General features: G+C 62.3%; 18 protein-coding genes. 5 read left to right on the top strand and 13 right to left on the bottom strand.

What is annotated here, in order from left to right; genetic code table 11:
- Positions 1-6: 6 nt before the first annotated feature.
- The 3 genes from AC07VV_RS23760 to AC07VV_RS23750 form a co-directional block, all read right to left on the bottom strand.
- Complete coding sequence (locus tag AC07VV_RS23760) at positions 7-600, bottom strand: HAD family hydrolase (protein ID WP_495037632.1); 594 nt, start codon at positions 598-600, stop codon at positions 7-9.
- Positions 597-1,466 (bottom strand): acyl-CoA thioesterase II, encoded by an 870-nt coding sequence (tesB, locus tag AC07VV_RS23755; RefSeq protein ID WP_085608733.1) that lies wholly within the window; start codon positions 1,464-1,466, stop codon positions 597-599. The genes AC07VV_RS23760 and tesB overlap by 4 nt, the downstream gene beginning before the upstream one ends.
- A gap of 105 nt (positions 1,467-1,571) precedes the next feature.
- Positions 1,572-2,141: a GNAT family N-acetyltransferase gene (locus AC07VV_RS23750; RefSeq protein ID WP_495037631.1), complete on the bottom strand. Its 570-nt coding sequence runs from the start codon at positions 2,139-2,141 to the stop codon at positions 1,572-1,574.
- Positions 2,142-2,224: 83 nt separating this feature from the next.
- Here AC07VV_RS23750 and AC07VV_RS23745 point away from each other — a divergent pair, with 83 nt between their 5' ends.
- Positions 2,225-3,145, top strand: coding sequence for a histone deacetylase family protein (locus tag AC07VV_RS23745; protein WP_102621131.1), 921 nt, complete (start codon positions 2,225-2,227; stop codon positions 3,143-3,145).
- A 175-nt stretch (positions 3,146-3,320) separates the two neighbouring features.
- A complete protein-coding gene (locus AC07VV_RS23740; protein ID WP_495037630.1) occupies positions 3,321-4,562 on the top strand; it encodes a TIGR03862 family flavoprotein in 1,242 nt (413 codons plus the stop codon).
- Positions 4,563-4,600: 38 nt separating this feature from the next.
- Here AC07VV_RS23740 and rhlE1 read toward each other — a convergent pair whose 3' ends face one another.
- Positions 4,601-5,938, bottom strand: coding sequence for an RNA helicase RhlE1 (gene rhlE1, locus AC07VV_RS23735; RefSeq protein WP_495037629.1), 1,338 nt, complete (start codon positions 5,936-5,938; stop codon positions 4,601-4,603).
- Between the two features lie 53 nt (positions 5,939-5,991).
- Positions 5,992-6,939: a drug/metabolite exporter YedA gene (gene yedA / locus AC07VV_RS23730; RefSeq protein ID WP_495037628.1), complete on the bottom strand. Its 948-nt coding sequence runs from the start codon at positions 6,937-6,939 to the stop codon at positions 5,992-5,994.
- A 163-nt stretch (positions 6,940-7,102) separates the two neighbouring features.
- On the opposite strand from yedA, the gene AC07VV_RS23725 reads away from it, so the two are divergent.
- A complete protein-coding gene (locus AC07VV_RS23725) occupies positions 7,103-7,558 on the top strand; it encodes an Lrp/AsnC family transcriptional regulator (protein WP_064599615.1) in 456 nt (151 codons plus the stop codon).
- Between the two features lie 162 nt (positions 7,559-7,720).
- Here AC07VV_RS23725 and AC07VV_RS23720 read toward each other — a convergent pair whose 3' ends face one another.
- The 3 genes from AC07VV_RS23720 to AC07VV_RS23710 form a co-directional block, all read right to left on the bottom strand.
- Positions 7,721-8,326 carry a 3'-5' exonuclease gene (locus AC07VV_RS23720; RefSeq protein WP_495037627.1) on the bottom strand — a complete coding sequence of 202 codons (606 nt, stop codon included), beginning with the start codon at positions 8,324-8,326 and terminating at the stop codon, positions 7,721-7,723.
- A gap of 41 nt (positions 8,327-8,367) precedes the next feature.
- Positions 8,368-8,847, bottom strand: coding sequence for a LabA-like NYN domain-containing protein (locus AC07VV_RS23715; RefSeq protein WP_003228475.1), 480 nt, complete (start codon positions 8,845-8,847; stop codon positions 8,368-8,370).
- A gap of 137 nt (positions 8,848-8,984) precedes the next feature.
- The gene (locus tag AC07VV_RS23710) at positions 8,985-9,743 is read right to left on the bottom strand and encodes a DUF2076 domain-containing protein (RefSeq protein WP_495037626.1); all 759 of its coding nucleotides are present in this window, start codon (positions 9,741-9,743) and stop codon (positions 8,985-8,987) included.
- A gap of 178 nt (positions 9,744-9,921) precedes the next feature.
- On the opposite strand from AC07VV_RS23710, the gene AC07VV_RS23705 reads away from it, so the two are divergent.
- Positions 9,922-10,596 (top strand): YciC family protein, encoded by a 675-nt coding sequence (locus AC07VV_RS23705; protein ID WP_495037625.1) that lies wholly within the window; start codon positions 9,922-9,924, stop codon positions 10,594-10,596.
- Positions 10,597-10,670: 74 nt separating this feature from the next.
- Positions 10,671-11,747, top strand: a complete 1,077-nt coding sequence (locus AC07VV_RS23700) for an endonuclease/exonuclease/phosphatase family protein (RefSeq protein WP_495037624.1) — start codon at positions 10,671-10,673, stop codon at positions 11,745-11,747.
- Between the two features lie 13 nt (positions 11,748-11,760).
- Here the strand turns inward: AC07VV_RS23700 and AC07VV_RS23695 are convergent, their stop codons facing one another.
- The 5 genes from AC07VV_RS23695 to AC07VV_RS23675 all read right to left on the bottom strand — a co-directional run bounded on the left by AC07VV_RS23695 (position 11,761) and on the right by AC07VV_RS23675 (position 17,679).
- The gene (locus AC07VV_RS23695; RefSeq protein WP_493088981.1) at positions 11,761-12,597 is read right to left on the bottom strand and encodes an ABC transporter ATP-binding protein; all 837 of its coding nucleotides are present in this window, start codon (positions 12,595-12,597) and stop codon (positions 11,761-11,763) included.
- Positions 12,585-13,388, bottom strand: coding sequence for an ABC transporter permease (locus tag AC07VV_RS23690; protein WP_119430100.1), 804 nt, complete (start codon positions 13,386-13,388; stop codon positions 12,585-12,587). The genes AC07VV_RS23695 and AC07VV_RS23690 overlap by 13 nt, the downstream gene beginning before the upstream one ends.
- A gap of 10 nt (positions 13,389-13,398) precedes the next feature.
- A complete protein-coding gene (locus AC07VV_RS23685) occupies positions 13,399-14,376 on the bottom strand; it encodes an ABC transporter substrate-binding protein (RefSeq protein WP_096820810.1) in 978 nt (325 codons plus the stop codon).
- Between the two features lie 406 nt (positions 14,377-14,782).
- Positions 14,783-16,153: an aspartate aminotransferase family protein gene (locus tag AC07VV_RS23680; RefSeq protein WP_495037623.1), complete on the bottom strand. Its 1,371-nt coding sequence runs from the start codon at positions 16,151-16,153 to the stop codon at positions 14,783-14,785.
- Between the two features lie 32 nt (positions 16,154-16,185).
- On the bottom strand, positions 16,186-17,679 hold the full coding sequence (locus AC07VV_RS23675) for an aldehyde dehydrogenase (protein ID WP_495037622.1): 1,494 nt from the start codon (positions 17,677-17,679) through the stop codon (positions 16,186-16,188).
- Between the last annotated feature and the right edge of the window lie 117 nt (positions 17,680-17,796).

The raw sequence follows: 17,796 nt of genomic DNA, 5'->3' as shown, positions 1-17,796 counted from the left end.
TTTTTTTCAAGCGAACAACATTCGCCGCAACTCGACACAATCCTTCGCATGCCAGTCGGTCAGCTCCGGCCAAGGATTATCCGGCAGGTTCACCAGCACCGTGTGGGTGCCCGCCGCCCGACCGCAGTCGAGGTCGAAGCGGTAATCGCCGACCATCACCATCTCGCTCGCCGGCACTTGCCAGGCCTCCGCCAGTTTCAGCAGGCCACCCGGGTGCGGTTTCGGCGGCGCTTCATCGCGGCCCAGCACATCCTCCACCGCAAAGCAGTCGGCCAGGCCGATGGCCTCCAGCGTCACATGGGCCAGCTCCCGCGCATTGCGGGTCAGGATGCCGAGACGATAGCCCCGCGCGTGCAGATCACGCACCAGCTCCACCGCACCGACCGCCGGGGTCGAGCCGAGCGCCAGATCGCGCTCATGCTCCAGCAGCCACGCGTGTTTCGCCGCCGCTTCTTCGGCAGGCAATGCTGCGAGATGGGTGAGGATGTCATCCTCCGGCGGGATCGCCAGCGCCACGCGAATTGCCGCGAAGTCGTGCACGGCGACGGTCAGGGTGCCGTCCATGTCGAACACCCAGTGCCGCACATCCGCCAGACTCATGCCCAGTCCTTGCGATGACGAATCAGGCCTTCCTGAGTCACCGACGCCACCAGTTGCCCGGCACGGTTGAACACACTGCCACGGGAGAAGCCACGGGAATTGCCGGCCCACGGACTGTCCATGGCGTAGAGCAACCAGTCATCGGCGCGCAAGTCATTGTGGAACCACAAGGCGTGGTCGAGGCTGGCGACCTGCATGTCTTTCTGCCAGACCGATTTGCCGTGCGGCAGCATCGACGTGGTCAGCAGACCGAAGTCCGAAGCGTAGGCCAGCAGGTATTTGTGCAGCGCCGGAATGTCGGCCAACGCACCGTCGGCGCGGAACCACACATATTTGACCGGATCCGCCGGCTGCGGGTTGTACGGGTCTTTTTCAGTGACCGGGCGCACTTCAATCGGCTTCGGGCACAGCAGCTTTTCGCGCATGTGTTCCGGGATCAGGTGCGCGCGTTGCTGGGTCAGTTCCAGCTCCGACGGCAGGTTTTCCGGGCCGACAACTTGCGGCATCTGGCTCTGGTGTTCGAAGCCTTCTTCGTCGTACTGGAACGAAGCGCTGCAAGTGAAAATCGGGTGGCCCTTCTGGATCGCGGTCACGCGGCGGGTGCTGAAACTGCCGCCGTCGCGCACGCGGTCAACCGAGTAGACCACCGGCAACTTGGCATCACCCGGACGCAGGAAATAACCGTGCATCGAATGCACATGACGCGTCTCTTCAACGGTCTGACTGGCTGCCGACAGCGACTGGCCGAGCACCTGGCCGCCGAACAACTGGCGAAAGCCCAGATCCTGACTGCGACCACGGAACAGGTTTTCCTCGATCGGTTCGAGGGTCAGCAGATCCACCAGATCTTCCAACACTTGGCTCATTCAGACTCTCCTCACACAACGCTATGCCGCGCAGTCTCGGCTGCGGCGGCCAATTCAGGTTCTGGCGCGAGCCATGATCGCGCCATTGTAAACGTCCGTGTCGGCTTAGCCATGCAGGGTCTGCAGCCATTGCTCCCTGGTGATGCGGTACAACAGATGTCGACGCAACGGGTGATCGACAGCCAGTTTCGGGTGATCGAAATCATGGGCCGGATCGTGATGCATGCCGATGGCCTGCATGACTTTTTCCGACGGCAGATTGCTCTGCGCGGTGAACGCCACAATTTCCTTCAGGGCCAAACGGTCAAAGCCACAGCGCAGCGCGGTCCACGCCGCTTCGCTGGCATATCCCAGGCCCCAGTGCTCTTTCGCCAGACGCCAGCCGATTTCCACCGCCGGAGTAAACGGCGCATCGAAACCGACCACACCGAGCCCGGTAAAACCGATGAATTCGCCGGTGTCCTTGCGTTCCAGCGCCCACAAGCCAAAGCCGTGTTCGGCGAAATGACCGCGTACACGGCCGATCAGCGCGGCGCTTTCCAGCCGGCTCAAGGGAGCGGGAAAGTAGCGCATCACCTGCGGATCGACGCACATCGCCGCAAATGCCGGCAAATCCGCGTCCTGCCACTGACGCATCAGCAGTCGCGCGCTTTCCAGCTCAAGTATCGGCTCCATCGTGCCCCTCCGTTTCCATGCCGCAAGTCTACATCGCTGGTAGGCTTTGCACTCTTTCCTACAGCCTTTATGAATAGTCCGCCATGCCATTGCCGTTGATCTACCACGAAGACTACAGCCCCGAGTTTCCGGCGGATCACCGCTTTCCCATGGACAAGTTCCGCCTGCTGCGCGATCACCTGGTGGACAGCGGCCTGACCCGCGATGAAGACCTGCTGCGCCCTGAACTGTGCCCTGCCGACATCCTCGCACTCGCCCATGACCGCGGTTATATCGAACGCTACATGAGCGGCGAGTTGTCCCGCGAGGACCAGCGGCGCCTCGGTCTGCCGTGGAACGAAGCGCTGGCCCGGCGCACGGTGCGGGCCGTCGGCGGTTCGATTCTGGCGGCAGAGAAAGCGCTGGAGCATGGCCTGGCCTGTCACCTCGCCGGCGGCACCCATCACGCCCACTACGATTACCCCGCCGGGTTCTGCATCTTCAACGACCTGGCGATCATCAGTCACTATCTGTTGCAAAGCGGCCGGGTGAACCGGGTGCTGATCTTCGATTGCGACGTGCATCAGGGCGATGGGACTGCACGTATTCTGCACAACACCCCGGAAGCGATCACCGTTTCCCTGCACTGCGAAAAGAACTTTCCTGCACGCAAGGCCGAGAGCGACTGGGACATTCCGCTGCCCAACGGCATGGGCGATACCGATTACCTGAAAGTGGTCGACGATGCGCTCAACTATCTGCTGCCGCTGTATCAGCCGGATCTGGTGCTGTACGACGCCGGTGTCGACGTGCACAAGGACGACGCCCTCGGTTATCTGCAACTGACTGACGAAGGCGTCGCCGCCCGCGACGAAAGCGTGATGCGCCACTGCCTGGGCCGCGACATCCCGGTGGTCGGGGTGATCGGCGGCGGTTACAGCAAGGATCGCCAGGCCTTGGCCCGCCGTCACGGCATCCTTCATCACAGTGCGCAACGCGTCTGGCAGTCATCGGGTTGTCATTGAGTTGTGCTGCGTTACCCACAATGGCTGTGGAACGGCCTGTGGATAACCTGAGCGAAACGGACTACAGCCCACGCTGAACATGGCCTGCAGCAAGCTGGTTGTTTTTTGATCAGGCCTGACAATGGCCGCTGCTGCTAGAATGCGCGGCTTATTCCGCCACGCTATTGCCGCTGCCATGACTCAGACTTCCGCCGCCCCTTCCGCTCACGTCGCCATCATCGGCGGTGGCCCCGCCGGCCTGATGGCTGCCGAAGTGCTGAGCCAGGCCGGAGTCCGCGTCGACCTGTACGACGGCATGCCCTCGGTGGGCCGCAAGTTCCTGCTGGCCGGGGTCGGCGGCATGAACATCACCCATTCCGAAGCCTACCCGGCCTTCCTCTCGCGCTACGCCGAACGCGCCCCGAACATCGCCCCGCTGCTGCGCGCGTTCGACGCCGACGCACTGTGCCGCTGGATTCACGAACTGGGGATCGAAACCTTCATCGGCAGCTCCGGCCGGGTATTCCCTACCGACATGAAAGCCGCGCCGTTGCTGCGTGCCTGGCTCAAGCGCCTGCGCGACAGCGGCGTGGTTATCCACACTCGCCACCGCTGGCTCGGCTGGGATGAAAACGGCGCGCTGCGCATCGACAGCCCGGAAGGCGAAAAAACCCTCAACCCCGACGCCACCCTGCTCGCCCTCGGCGGCGGCAGCTGGTCGCGGCTGGGCTCCGACGGTGCGTGGATGCTGCCGCTGGAGCAACGCGGCGTAGGACTGGCGCCGTTGCAGCCGAGCAATTGCGGCTTCGAGGTGCAGGCCTGGAGCGAAGTGCTGGTCAGCAAATTCGCCGGCGCGCCGCTGAAAAATATCGCCATCGGTTTGAACGACGATGTTCCGCGTCTGGGTGAATGCGTGATCACCGCGACCGGGATCGAGGGCAGCCTGATCTATGCGCTGTCGGCGCCGATTCGTGAGGCGATCAATGTGCACGGTGCAGCGACTATTCACATCGACCTGCTGCCCGGCCGACCTGTGGATAAATTGCAGGCGGCATTGAGCAAACCACGGGGTTCGCGCTCGATGGCCAAGCATCTGCACAGTCAGGTCGGGATTGACGGGGTGAAAGCGGCGCTGTTGCGTGAACTCACTGATGCCGCAACCTTTGCCGATCCGGCGCTGCTGGCCCGGGCGATCAAGGCCTTGCCGCTGACGCTGGTGAAAACCCGACCGCTGGATGAAGCGATCAGCAGTGCTGGCGGCGTGACGTTCGAGGCGATGGATGAGCGGCTGATGCTCAAGGCGTTGCCGGGGGTGTTCTGTGCGGGGGAGATGCTGGATTGGGAAGCGCCGACTGGCGGGTATCTGCTGACGGCGTGTTTTGCCAGTGGCCGGGCGGCCGGAGCTGGAATGCTGGACTGGTTGAAACAGCGCAGCTGATCGTTCCCGCATTGCGCGGGAACGACCCAAGCTAACGCTTAAGGCTTACGCTTGCGCGGCCCGGTATTGAACACCGGCACCTTGCGCACAGGCTTGATCGCCACCTCCGGCGCCGGGGTATCCCCGCTGTCCACCCACTTGCCCAGATTGCGCTTGCCGCCACCACCGGAAGCTTTCGGCTTTTTCGGTTTCTTCGGCTTCTTGATCACCTGGCCACTGGCATCGGTGTCCGGCACACGGTGCTCCGGCACGAAGTCCGGTTCAACCTCACGCTTCAACGTGCTACGAGTCAGCATTTCAATCGCCGACAACATGTTCACTTCATCCGCACACACCAGCGAAATCGCCTCACCGGTCGCGCCCGCGCGGCCAGTCCGGCCGATACGGTGGATGTAATCCTCGGCAACAATCGGCAGATCGAAGTTGACCACCAGCGGCAGGTCTTCGATATCCAGACCTCGAGCAGCAACATCGGTCGCCACCAGAATCTGTACTTCACTGGCCTTGAACCGATCCAGCGCCCGCTGCCGGGTCGCTTGCGGCTTATCACCGTGGATACCGTCGGCATTCACGCCCAGGCCCTGAAGCTTCTCGACCAGCGCGTCCACACCATTACGGGTCTTGGCGAACACCAGCACCTGCTTCCACTTGTTCTTGCGCATCAGGTGCACGAACAGTTCCGGTTTGCGCTTCTTGTCCACCGTCACTACCCATTGCTTGACGGTGTTGGCGGCAACGTTGCGCGGGCTGACTTCGATACTCAGCGGATCGTTGAGCATCTGCCCGGCCAGCAGGCGGATGTCATCGGAGAAGGTCGCGGAGAACAGCAGCGTCTGACGTTTCTTCGGCAGCGCGCGGTAAATGTTCGCCAGCTCTTCGGAAAAACCCAGATCGAGCATGCGGTCGGCTTCGTCGAGCACCAGGGTTTGCAGCTGATTGAATTTCAGCGCCTTCTGGCGGAACAGGTCGAGCAAGCGGCCCGGGGTCGCCACCAGCAGATCGACGCCGCCGCGCAGCTTCATCATTTGCGGGTTGATACTGACGCCGCCGTACACCGCGTAAGTGCGCAATGGCAGGTTTTCGGCGTACTGGCGCACGGCTTCGTGGACTTGCTCGGCCAGTTCGCGGGTCGGTACCAGGATCAATGCACGGACCGAGTTGGCAGCGACTTTCGGCCCTTCCATGCTCAGCAGCTGCAACAGCGGCAAGGCGAAACCGGCGGTCTTGCCGGTGCCGGTCTGGGCCGCGGCCATCAGGTCGCGACCGGCCAGCACGGCCGGAATGGCTTGCGCCTGCACCGGCGTCGGGGTCTGGTAGCCGAGCTTCTCGAGGGAGCGCAGCAAGGGTTCGATCAGGCCAAGGGTGGCGAAAGTCATGGGAGTACCGTAGGAATAAATCAGAGCAAGTGTGCGATGGCGCGCAGTTTACCCTAATTCGCACGCTGCTCCGTCGCAATGGCCTTCGCTGCTGCTGGCTCGGTAACCACTGAAGGCTGCGCCGGGCGGCGCCACTGCGGCAGACCGATCAGTACCACCGCGCCAATGATCACCAGCATCGCCAGCGCCTCTTCGATCCCGATGGTCTCGCCGACAAACACGATCCCCAGCAATACCGCCACCGCCGGGTTCACGTAGGCATAACTGGTGGCCGCTGCCGGGCGAACGTTTTTCAACAGATACATGTAAGCGTTGAAGGCGATGATCGAGCCGAAGAAAATCAGGTATGCCAGCGCCAGCCAGCCTTCCAGTGGCGGCATGGCCTGCAGGTGTTCACCACTGGCCGCGCTGCCGATCAGCAGCACCACGCCGCCCACCAGCATTTCCACGGCACTGGCCATCGCGCCCTGGGGCAACGGCAGGTGCTTGCTCCACACCGAACCGAACGCCCAGCTCGCCGCCGCGAAAATCAGCAACGCCGCGCCCAGCGGGCTCGATTGCAGGTTGGAGCCCATGTTGAGCATCGCGATGCCGACAATCCCCATCGCCACCCCGGCCCATTCCAGACGGGTATTGCGCGCCCCCCAGAAATAACCGCAGAGCAAAGTGAACAGCGGCACCGTCGCCACCGCCAGCGCCGCGACACCCGAGGCCACGCCGCTGTGCTCGGCCAGCGTCACCGCGCCGTTGCCGAAACTAAGCAACAGAATCCCGATCATCCCCGCCGCTTTCCACTGCGCCCAGGTCGGCGCCGGCGCCCCGCGCCAGCGCAGGAACGCGTACATCAGGCTGCCGGCGATCACGAAGCGCACACCGCCGAGCATCAGCGGCGGCCAGTATTCGACGCCGATGCGGATCACCAGATAGGTCGATCCCCAAATCACGTACAACGCAAAAAACGCGGCGATCAGCGGCAAGGAAAAACGGCGCACGGCAGACATGAGACCACTCGACATCAAGGCAGGGAGACTGGTTATTCTAGAAAGGCCAACCGCTAAAAATAAGTTACAAAACCTGTTTATAGCGCCGGTACACTTTTGAAAACACGGAGATCGACGGCCTAAACCGCGATTTCGAAAGTCTGGCATTTTCAGGAGTCCGACCTTGGACAAATACGACCGCATGCTGCTCAGCGCCCTGCTCGAAAACGGTCGCGCGTCCTACGCCGACCTCGCCCGCAAAGTGAACCTCTCCGCCCCCGCCGTCGCCGAGCGCGTGGCCAAACTCGAGGCGGCCGGAGTAATCACCGGGTATCAGGCGAACATCGACCTGTCGAAAATCGGCTTGCCGATCCAGTGCGTGATCGAATTGCGCCTCCACCAGAACGGCAGTCAAAAGGTCTACGACGAACTGGTGAAAATTCCGCAACTGACCGAGTGCTTTCGAGTGACGGGCGATCCGTGCGTGATCATGAAGGCTGCGGTGGGTTCGATGCCGGAGCTGGAGGATTTGATCAACCGGGTGGCGAAATTCGGGTTCAGCAAGACGTCGATCGTGTTGTCGAGTGCGATAGAGAAGCGGGTGCCGTTGGGGCATATCGAAGGGAACGGCAAACCCTGAGGCGATAACACCTACTGCCGCTCGTTCCCACGCTCTGCGTGGGAATGCAGCCCGGGACGCTCTGCGTCCCATTCGAGAGTTGGAACGCGGAGCGTCCCTTGAGGCATTCCCACGCGGACGGTTCGACGCCTCGACGTGGGAACGATCAACCAGGGGTGGACTTCAGCGATAGCGCTGGAGGTGTTCGCCGACTTTAGCGGCCGGGACTTTCTGCAGTTTGCACAGCAGGTCGTGCGATAGCTCCCGCACCCCATGCTTGCGCCGCAATTCATCCGCCAGATGCGCCAGCAAATTCGCCGCCATCTCCGCATCCGCCATCGCCCGGTGGGCCTGGCCGGTATGTGGCAATTGGGCAAACGTGGTGAGCGTGCCGAGCTTGTGGTTCGGTGCCGCCGGCATCAGGCGGCGGGCCAGCAGCAGCGAGCAGGCGAAGTTCTGCAAGCGGGTGCGTTTGATCCGGCCCAGTTCGAAGTCCCAGAACTTCTGGTCGAAAGCGGCGTTGTGCGCCAGCAGCGGCGTGCAGCCGACGAATTCGTTGACTTCGTTCATCACCTGTTCGGCCGGGGGCGCGGTGCGCAGCATGGCGTTGCTGATGCCGGTGAGTTGTTCGATGAAGGCCGGGACGCGGACGCCGGCGTTCATCAGGCTCTGGTAACGCTCGACGATGCGGCCGTTTTCCAGCATGACCACGGCAATTTCCGTGGCCCGGCAGCTGCTGCTCGGCGAGATGCCGGTGGTTTCAAAGTCGATGACTGCAATGCGTTCCAAACCGGGTTGTACTCCGTCCAAATCAATGCTTGAGCTTGTGCTCAATTTTTCAACAGCAACGCGCCTTCGATCGGCACGTAACGGCTGGCGGCGCGGATCAGCGAGTTGGCGGTCAGGCCGGGAACGCCGTAGGCCACCGCTTGCACGCCGTGTTTGTTGATGATGCGTTCGAGCAGCATGTCGAAGTCGCCATCACCGGAGGCCAGGACGATTTCGTCGACGTGGTCGGCGGCGTCCATGATGTCGAGGGTGATGCCCACGTCCCAGTCGCCCTTGGCCGAGCCGTCGCTGCGCTGGATGTAGGGTTTGAGTTTCACGGTGAAACCGAGGTTGCGCAGGATCTGCTGGAACTGCTGCTGTTTGCTGTCGCCCCGGTCGATCGCGTAGGCGTAGGCCTCGACGATCTGCCCGTCCTTGCTGATGTCCGCCCACAGCGCCGCGTAGTTGAAGTGGCAACCATAGGCCTGACGCACGGTGTAGTAGAGGTTCTGCACATCGGCGAACACTGCGATTTTTTTCACCGGAGTTCCTGTGAGCGCTGACGCGCATGAGCCGGATCAGGCACCAGGCCCGAAAAAGGCGCTCAGTATGCCAGCCCGAAGGAAGGTTCCGCGAATAATCGGCCCGGGGCGCTCAGGCGCCCCGGACGAATGGTGAATCAGACGAAGGAATCGTCGTCATCGAAGAACGATGAGTTGTCATCGCTGTAGTCGGTGTCGGTGAAGCCACCCTGGTTGTTGCCGAAGGAATCGTTGTTGGCCGTGCGCTGGTCATCGCCCCAACCGTTGTTACCTTGGTCGGCCACTTGCGCAGGCTCTTCCTTGATCACTTCGACGATTTCTTCCGGCTGCTGGTTGTGATGGAACAGGCTGCTGATGCCTTGTGCCAGCATCACGCCACCCGCCACACCGGCCGCGGTTTTCAGGGCGCCGCCGAGGAAGCTGCCGCCCGCTGCCGGAGCCGCTTGTTGCTGGCCATAACCCGGTGGTGGCGCGCCGAAGTTCTGTTGTGGCGCGGGTGCACCGAAGTTCTGTTGCGGAGCCGGCTCACGCCAGCCGCCAGTGGACGCCGGGGCGCTTTGGGTCGGCGCCGGGCGCGGGCTGCTGCCACCGAAGATGCTCGACAGGAAACCACCGCCGCTCGGCGCCGGGGCAGCACTTTGCGCCTTGGCCGATTGCAGTTCGGCCTGCAGTTGCTGAATCTGTTGAGTCAGTTGTTTGTTCTGTTCGTCGAGGCTCTTGATCGCGGCCTCCTGCACCAGAATCGCCTGGGTCATGAAATAGCCTGCGGCCGGCTGGCGCGTCAGGTGTTCCTTGATCCGCGCTTCAGCCAGTGCGTCGCGCGGGGCTGCCTCCGTTTCGGCCTGTTGCAGCCGGGAAAACAGTCCATCGATCAGGGTTTGCTCTTCGCTGTTCATGGCGACCTCGTAGATTGCCGGAGATAACGTTGCCCTCCTCCACAGTGGAGGAGGCGCACCTCTGTAATGGAGGCTGTGACAGAATGTTTCAATGGTCTTTACCGAACGTTTACGTTTGCGCCCGGCAGCACATCATCGGTTAAAGTGAGCCACTGTTTTTGACCTGCGATACCGACTGATGAATGCCTTCGATGTGCTGCGTGACTCGCTGTATTTCTTTAAACGCAATCTGGTGCGGATCGTCCAGCTGTGCCTGCCGCTGGTGATCTTCGAAGCCGCGCTGCAACAAGTGGTTGATCGCGCCAGCGACCCGGACGGTTATTCGGCCATCAGCGTGATCGTCGGCCTGCTGGTCTATCCGCTCTACACCGCCGCGCTGATCCTGTTTCTCGACGCCCGCACCCGTGGCGAATCCCCGCAAACCCTCGATCTGCTGGCGATGTCGGCGCGCCTGTGGCCGCGTTTCGCCGTGCTCACTGCGCTCAACACGCTGTTGATCCTGCTCGGCCTGTCCCTGTATTTCCTGCCAGGCCTGTGGCTGATGGTCACCCTGGCCTTCGGTGAATACCTGCTGGTGCTGCGCGGTTACGGCCCGTTGCAGGCCATGAAGGAAAGCCTGCGCCTGAGCCGTGGGCATTTCCTGCGGATTCTGGTGTGCATCCTCTGTGTGATGGGGCCGTTGTGGCTGCTCAAGGGCCTGACCTTGCAGGTCTATCCCGACCCGCAGAATCCATTGATCGCCGTGCTGATCGACAGTGGCCATAGTTTCCTGCAACTGTTCACCAGCGTGGTGCTGTTCCGCCTGTTCATGTTGATCAGCGAATTGCCCGACAAACGTGACGGAATAGTCTGACCGCACCGCGCTTGGGCTGAACGACGGGTCTCGGGTATGCTCGGGACCACTTCCGTATCGCTATAAGCCGAGCCATGACCCGTCTACTGCGCTACATCCTGCTCACTGTGCTGCTGGCCGTCGCCCTGATCGGCGTGATGATTTTCAGCCTGACCTGGCGCCCCGACGCCCGGGAGACCCTGCCGGTCAGTTGCACCGGGCAACCGCCGACGCTGGTGCCCGGCCAGGCGCTGAAGGTCATGACCTGGAACGTGCAATACCTGGCCGGCAAGCGTTACGTGTTCTGGAATGACCTGGCGCAAGGCGACGACGAAGCCCCCACCCCGGAAGACATGGCGTTCAGCCTCGATGAAGTGGCGCGGGTGATCCGCGACGAACAGCCCGACATGGTGCTGTTGCAGGAACTGGATGACGGCGCCAAGGCCAGCGACTATCAGAACCAGCTCAAGCTGTTGCAGGAACGCCTCGCCGACCTCTACCCGTGCAGTGCCCATGCCTTCGACTGGAAGGCCGATTTCGTCCCGGATCCGCATGTCTTCGGCAGTGTCGGCCGGCAACTCGCAACGCTCAGTCGCTTGCGCATCGAACACGCCGAACGCCTGCAATTGCCGGTGCAGCCGCTGAATATCATCAGCCGCCAGTTCCAGCCGAAAAACGCCCTGCTCGCCACCACCCTGCCGTTCAGCGATGGCGGGCAACTGGTGGTGTTCAACACGTATCTGGATCGCGCCATGCAGCCGGACGAAACCTTGCAGGCGCAAGTGACGGCGGTGGCCAAGGTTCTCGACAAACACGAAAGCCACGGCACGCCGTGGCTGATCGGGGGTGACTTCAACCTCTTGCCGCTCGGCCAGTACCGGCGCCTGCCCACCGAACAGCGCACGCCCTACTCCGTGGACAGTGCGCTGCATCTGCTGTGGGACAAGTACCCGATGATCCCGACCAACAACGAAGCCAGCGGCATCGACCGCGCCAAGTGGCTGACCCATTACCCCAACGACCCCGGCCTCAACGGCCCGGATCGCACGGTCGATTACCTGTTCTACAGCCCGAAGATCAAACGGGTCGAGGCCACGGTGCGTCAGGACGATACCTTGCGCATTTCCGATCATCTGCCGGTGATTGCGAAGTTCCTGCTGCCACCCAACTGACTGCCGCCGTAACTCAATGGGCCTCTTCGAGATCGTCGTGCAACAGCCCAAAGATCTGTCGCTTCATGTCGATGAACGAGCGCTCCATGACCATGTCCAGCGTGCGCGGGCGTTCGATCGGCACATCCAGGATCTGCTTGATCCGCCCCGGCCGCGCGCCCATCACATACACCCGGTCGCCGAGCAGGATCGCTTCGTCGATGTCGTGGGTGACGAACAGCACGGTTTTCTTGCTGTTGCCCCACACCCGCAATAACAGCTGCTGCATTTGCAGACGGGTCTGACTGTCGAGGGCGCCGAAGGGTTCGTCCATCAGCAGGATCTGCGGGTCGTTGGCCAGCGCCCGGGCAATCGCCACCCGCTGCATCATGCCGCCGGACAACTGCTTGGCGTAGTTGTCGGCAAATCCTGACAAGCCAACTTCATGGACGTAGTGATCGACGATTTCCTTGCGCCGCGCCGCCGGCATGCCCCGGCGCTTGAGGCCGAACTCGACGTTCTGCCGCACCGTCAGCCACGGGAACAGCGTGTAGCTCTGGAACACCATCCCGCGATCCGCGCCGGGGCCCTGCACTTGCTGGCCGCCGACGTAGATCTCGCCGGATGTCGGCTCGGCGAGGCCGGCGGTGAGGTACAGCAGGCTCGACTTGCCGCAGCCCGACGGCCCGACCAGCACCGCGAACTGCTGATCCGGCACTTCGAACGACACTTCTTCCAGCGCGGTGAATGTACCGCCGCCGGGCTTGGTGTAACGCAGGCTGACCTTGTCCACCTGCAACCTTGGCGCGGCTTGTGCCGGTGCGGCGACCGGCTCGATGAAACGACGGTTGGCAGCGGTTACTGAGCCCATGCGGCAATCCTCAAACGCAAGAAGCGGAACAGTTGATCGGTGACCAGGCCGAGCAGGCCGATGATCGCGATGGCGAGAAAAATCACGTCGACCTGAAAGCCGCGCATGGCCTTGAGGCTCAAGTAACCGAGGCCGCTGGAAGCGGCGACCAGTTCGGCGACCACCAGATAGGTCCAGGCCCAACCCATGGTCACCCGCAAGGTATCTAGCACACCGGGCAACGACGCCGGGGCGATCACATGGAGCACCGCGTCACGCCGGTTGGAGCCGAGGGTGTAAGAGGCGTTGATCAAATCCTTGGAAATGCCTTTGGACACGTCCGCGACCATCACCAGTTGCTGGAAGAACACGCCGAAAATGATCACCGACACCCGTTGCTCCAGACCGATGCCGATCCACAGGATGAACAGCGGCACGAACGAGGTCACCGGCAGGTAGCGGATGAAGTTGACCATCGGCTCAAGGAACGCCTGGACGATGCGGAAGCTGCCCATCAGCAAACCCAGCGGCACCGCCACCAGCGACGACACGATAAAACCGACCATCACCACTTCGACACTGGCCCAGACATGCTGGCCAAGGGTGCCGTCGCGGCTCAGGCGCACCGCCGCTTCAACCACCGCACCGGGCGTCGGCAGGAACATCCCCGGCACGATGCCGCCGTAGGACAACCCGGCCCACAGGCCGACCAGCAACACCCAGGCCAGACCGCTGGCGCTCCACACTACCGGCACCGGCAATCCGGTCTTCGGCGTGATGCAGCGGCTCAGCCATGAATTGCGCTTGAACATGACCAATCTCCTAGAGCGGGCTGACGAAACGGTTATCCACCAGATCGTCGTTGCTGACGTTGTAGGGCTTGCCCTGCAATTCGCTGGCGGTTTCGTTGGCCAGTTTGATCAGCGGTGCGCTGTCACCCGGCGCGCCGGGTTTACCCAGCAGCTTCTCGCTCATGGCCTGATCGTAGAAGCGCACGCCTTGCGCGGCGGCGGCCAGTTCCTTCGGATCGGACAGGTAACCGCCGACGCCCTTGGCCATGATTTCGTAGGCTTTCTGTGGATGGTCCTTGGTGTACTGCACCGCTTTGTAGAGACCGGCGACCAGCGCCTTGACGTCTTCCGGCTGCTTCTCGATCACCGTGCAATTGAGCGCCACTACATCGACGATCACGCCCGGCGTACTGCTGCTGTCGATCAGCACTTTGCCCTGTTGCTTGTCGCGCACCATCGACAGATGCGGCTCCCAGGTCACGGCGGCCGGCACACGACCGGCGATGAACGCGGTGGCGGCATCGTCGGCGGTCATGTTCTGCACGGTGATGTCACTCATGCTCATGCCGTTCTTTTTCAGCAGGTACGACAGCCAGAACTGCGAGGTCGAACCCTCGTTGACGGCCACGGCCTGGCCCTTGAGTTCTTGCAGACTCTTGACGTTCTTGCCGACCAGCACGCCGTCGCCGCCATGGCTGTCATCCAGCGCGGCCACGGCCTTGAAGCAGAACTGCGGGCGGTACTTGAGCACTTCGTCGATGGTCGAGGCCGAGCCGGACAATTGCCCGGACGCCTGGGCGGCCATGTACATCGACGCTTCTTCGACCACCGGCAATTCGACGGTCAGGCCGTTTTCCTTGAAGTAGCCCAGATCCTGGGCCAGGTACAGGGTGCCGTAACCGACCCACGTGGTGTGGCCGATCGACAAGGTGCCGGCCTGGGCGCCGGTGACTGAAAGGGCGGAAATCGCCAGAGGACATGCAAGACGGGTAAACAAGGACTTGTTCATGGAGCACTCCCAACGCTGTTGATTTAGTTGTCATGGGCAGTACGGCCAGCCGTGGTGTCGCGATTGCACGCTGCGGTCTCTGCTGGACTCTGGCGGGCAATGCCTTGGCTGGCGAAATCGATGTTGACCCAGGCTTGGCGTCAGGAAAACGAGGAAATAGTTAGACGCGAACGATGAAAAAACTGGGTAGTGCGCACCGCGAAAGGGCGCGTCGCGCGGGGGTGCCCGAGGTGGGTGCAGATTGGGAAAAGTCTGGCGGAGATCGTTCCCACGCTCCGCGTGGGAATGCAGCCCGGGACGCTCTGCGTCCCATTCGAGAGCTGGAACGCGGAGCGTCCCTTGAGGCATTCCCACGCAGACGGTTCGACGCCTCGACGTGGGAACGCTCATCAGTGATGGGAAGGGATCAGAGCCGACCGTATTCCTGCGCCGTACGATCCAGCGCTTTCAACGTCTTGCCCACCAGCTCATCTATCTCTTCACGGCTGGCAATCAACGCCGGCGCCATGATCATCCGCCCCAGCGTCGAGCGAATGATCACCCCCTCTTCAAAACCGATCGTGCGGCAGCGCCAGGCGATGTCGTTCTCATTGGCAAATCGCTTGCGGGTGGCCTTGTCTTCGGCCAGTTGCAACGCCGCGACCATGCCCGTGCCCTGGATATCGCCCACCAACGGGTGATTGCCGAACACCTCGCGCAGGCACTGTTGCAGGTAAGGGCCGATGTCATCCTTGACCCGCGTCACCACGCCTTCATCGCGCAATGCCTTGAGGTTGGCAATCGCCACCGCCGCCGCCACCGGGTGCCCGGAATAGGTCAGGCCGTGGGCGAATACACCGCCCTGCTCCACCAGCACGTCGGCCATTTTCTTCGACAGGATCAAGCCACCCATCGGGATATAACCGGAGGTCAGCCCCTTGGCGATGGACAGGGTGTCCGGCTCGAAACCGAAGTATTCGTGGGCGAACCATTCACCGGTGCGACCAAAGCCGCCGATCACTTCATCGGCACACAACAGCACGTCGTACTTGCGGCAGATACGCTGGATTTCCGGCCAGTAGCTTTCCGGCGGGAAGATCATCCCGCCCGCGCCCTGGAACGGTTCGGCGATGAACCCGGCGACCTTGTCCGCGCCCAGTTCGAGGATCTTCGCTTCCAGTTGCTGCGCCGCCCGCAGGCCGAATTCCGCCGGGGTCAGATTGCCTTCGTGGGCGAAGAAGTACGGCTCGTCGATGTGCACGATGTCGGGAATCATCCCGCCCATTTCGTGCATGAACTTCATGCCGCCGAGGGCCGTCGCCGCGAGGGTCGAACCGTGGTAGCCGTTCCAGCGGCCGATCATGATTTTCTTCTCGGGCTTGCCCAGCACCTGCCAGTAACGGCGCACGGTTCGGATCAGCACCTCGTTGGCCTCGGAGCCGGAGTTGGTGTAGATCGCGTGGCTGTAGTGCCCCGGCAGCAGGCTGAACAGCAGCTCGGAGAGCTCGATCACCTGCGGGTGAGTAGTGTGGAAAAACATGTTGTAGTACGGCAACTGCTCCAGTTGCCGGCTCGCCGCCGCGTTCAGGTCCTTGCGCCCGTAGCCGAGGTTGGTGCACCACAGCCCGGACATGCCGTCGAGGTAACGCCGACCGTCGTTGTCCCACAGGTGCAGGCGGTCGCCACGTACCATCACCCGTGGGCCTTCGTCGTTGAGGGCCTTCTGGTCGACGAACGCATGAATGTGGTGCGCTGCATCGGCGGCCTGGTAGTCGCGGGTTTCACGTGAGGTGGTCATCGCCGGATCTCCTTTTTTGTTGTGAGCGGCTGTCATGAGCGCAGTTGAAACCAGGTGGTTTTCAACTGGGTGTATTTGTCGAACGAGTGCAGCGACAGATCGCGGCCGAAGCCGGATTGCTTGCCACCGCCGAACGGCACGGTCACGTCCAGCGCATCGACGCTGTTGACCGACACCGTACCGGCTCGCAATTGCCGCGCCACACGGTGCGCGCGGTGCAGATCGTCAGTCCACAGTGACGCCGCCAGACCGTAGACGCTGTCGTTGGCCAGTTGCAAGGCATGGGCCTCGTCATCGAACGGAATCACCGCCAGCACCGGGCCGAACACTTCTTCGCGAAACAGGGTCATGTGCGGCTGCACGCCGGTAAAAATCGTCGGCTGAACGAAGTTTTCCGAACCGTTGAAACTCAGTTGCCGCCCGCCGCAGACGAGGGTCGCGCCTTCGCGTTCGGCCTGGTGGATAAAGCGCAGAATGCTTTCGGTCTGACGAGTCTCGACAATCGCCCCGGCGGCGCTTGCCGGGTCCAGCGGATCGCCCGGCTGCCAGCGCTCGGCCTGAGCCTTCAGTCGCTCGACGAACTCATCATGAATCGAGCGCTCCACCAGCAATCGCGAGTTGGCCGAGCAGACTTCGCCCTGATTGAAGAAGATCCCGAACGCGGCTTTCTGCGCCGCCAGATCCAGATCCTTGCAGTCGGCGAACACCAGATTGGCGCTCTTGCCGCCGCACTCCAGCCACACCTGCTTGAGGTTCGACTGCGCGGAGTACTGCATGAAATATTTGCCGACCTGAGTCGATCCGGTGAACACCAGACAATCGACATCCGGGTGCAGGCCCAGGGCTTTGCCGGTTTGTTCGCCGAGCCCCGGCAGCACGTTCAACACACCGGCGGGCAATCCGGCTTCCAACGCCAGCTCGGCCAGACGCAATGCGGAGAACGGTGATTGCTCGGCGGGTTTGAGAATCACCGAGTTGCCCGCCGCCAGCGCCGGGGCGAGTTTCCACGCGGCCATGTCCAGCGGGAAGTTCCAAGGCACCACGGCAGCGACCACGCCCAGCGCTTCGCGGGTGATGGTCGCCAGCACATTCGAAGCGCTCGGCGCGACTTGATCGTAGAGTTTGTCGAGGCTTTCGGCATACCAGCGAAACACCCCGGCGGCGCCCGGCACGTCGATGTTGTAAGCGTCCGTCACCGGTTTGCCCATGTTCAGCGAATCGAGCAGCGCCAACTCTTCGCGATGGGCCAGAATCAGATCCGCCAGACGCAGCAAGACTTGCTTGCGCTCGGTCGGTGAACGCCCGGCCCAGATGCCGGCCTCGAACACCTGCCGCGCATTCTGCACCGCCGCATCGACATCCTCTTTACCGCACGCGGCGACGTTGGCCAGCAGCTGGCCGGTGGCCGGGTTGATCGCGGCAAAGGTCTGCCCCGACTGCGCCGCACGCAGTTTGCCGTCGATCACGGCCTGGTACGGATAGCTCAATTCAGCGGCCTTGCGCTGCCAGTCTGCAAGCTCGAACACGGTGGTTGCTCCTTGGACTTTTATTCTTTTGAGAACAGTGCGCAGTGATAGTCGCTCAGGCCCGTGCGAGCTAAAACCAGTAAAAATGTCTTCGCAGACAATAAAAAAGGTAACCAG

Source organism: Pseudomonas sp. GW821-FHT02C04, from assembly GCF_059421845.1.
This window is presented reverse-complemented; position numbering and strand designations above follow the sequence as displayed.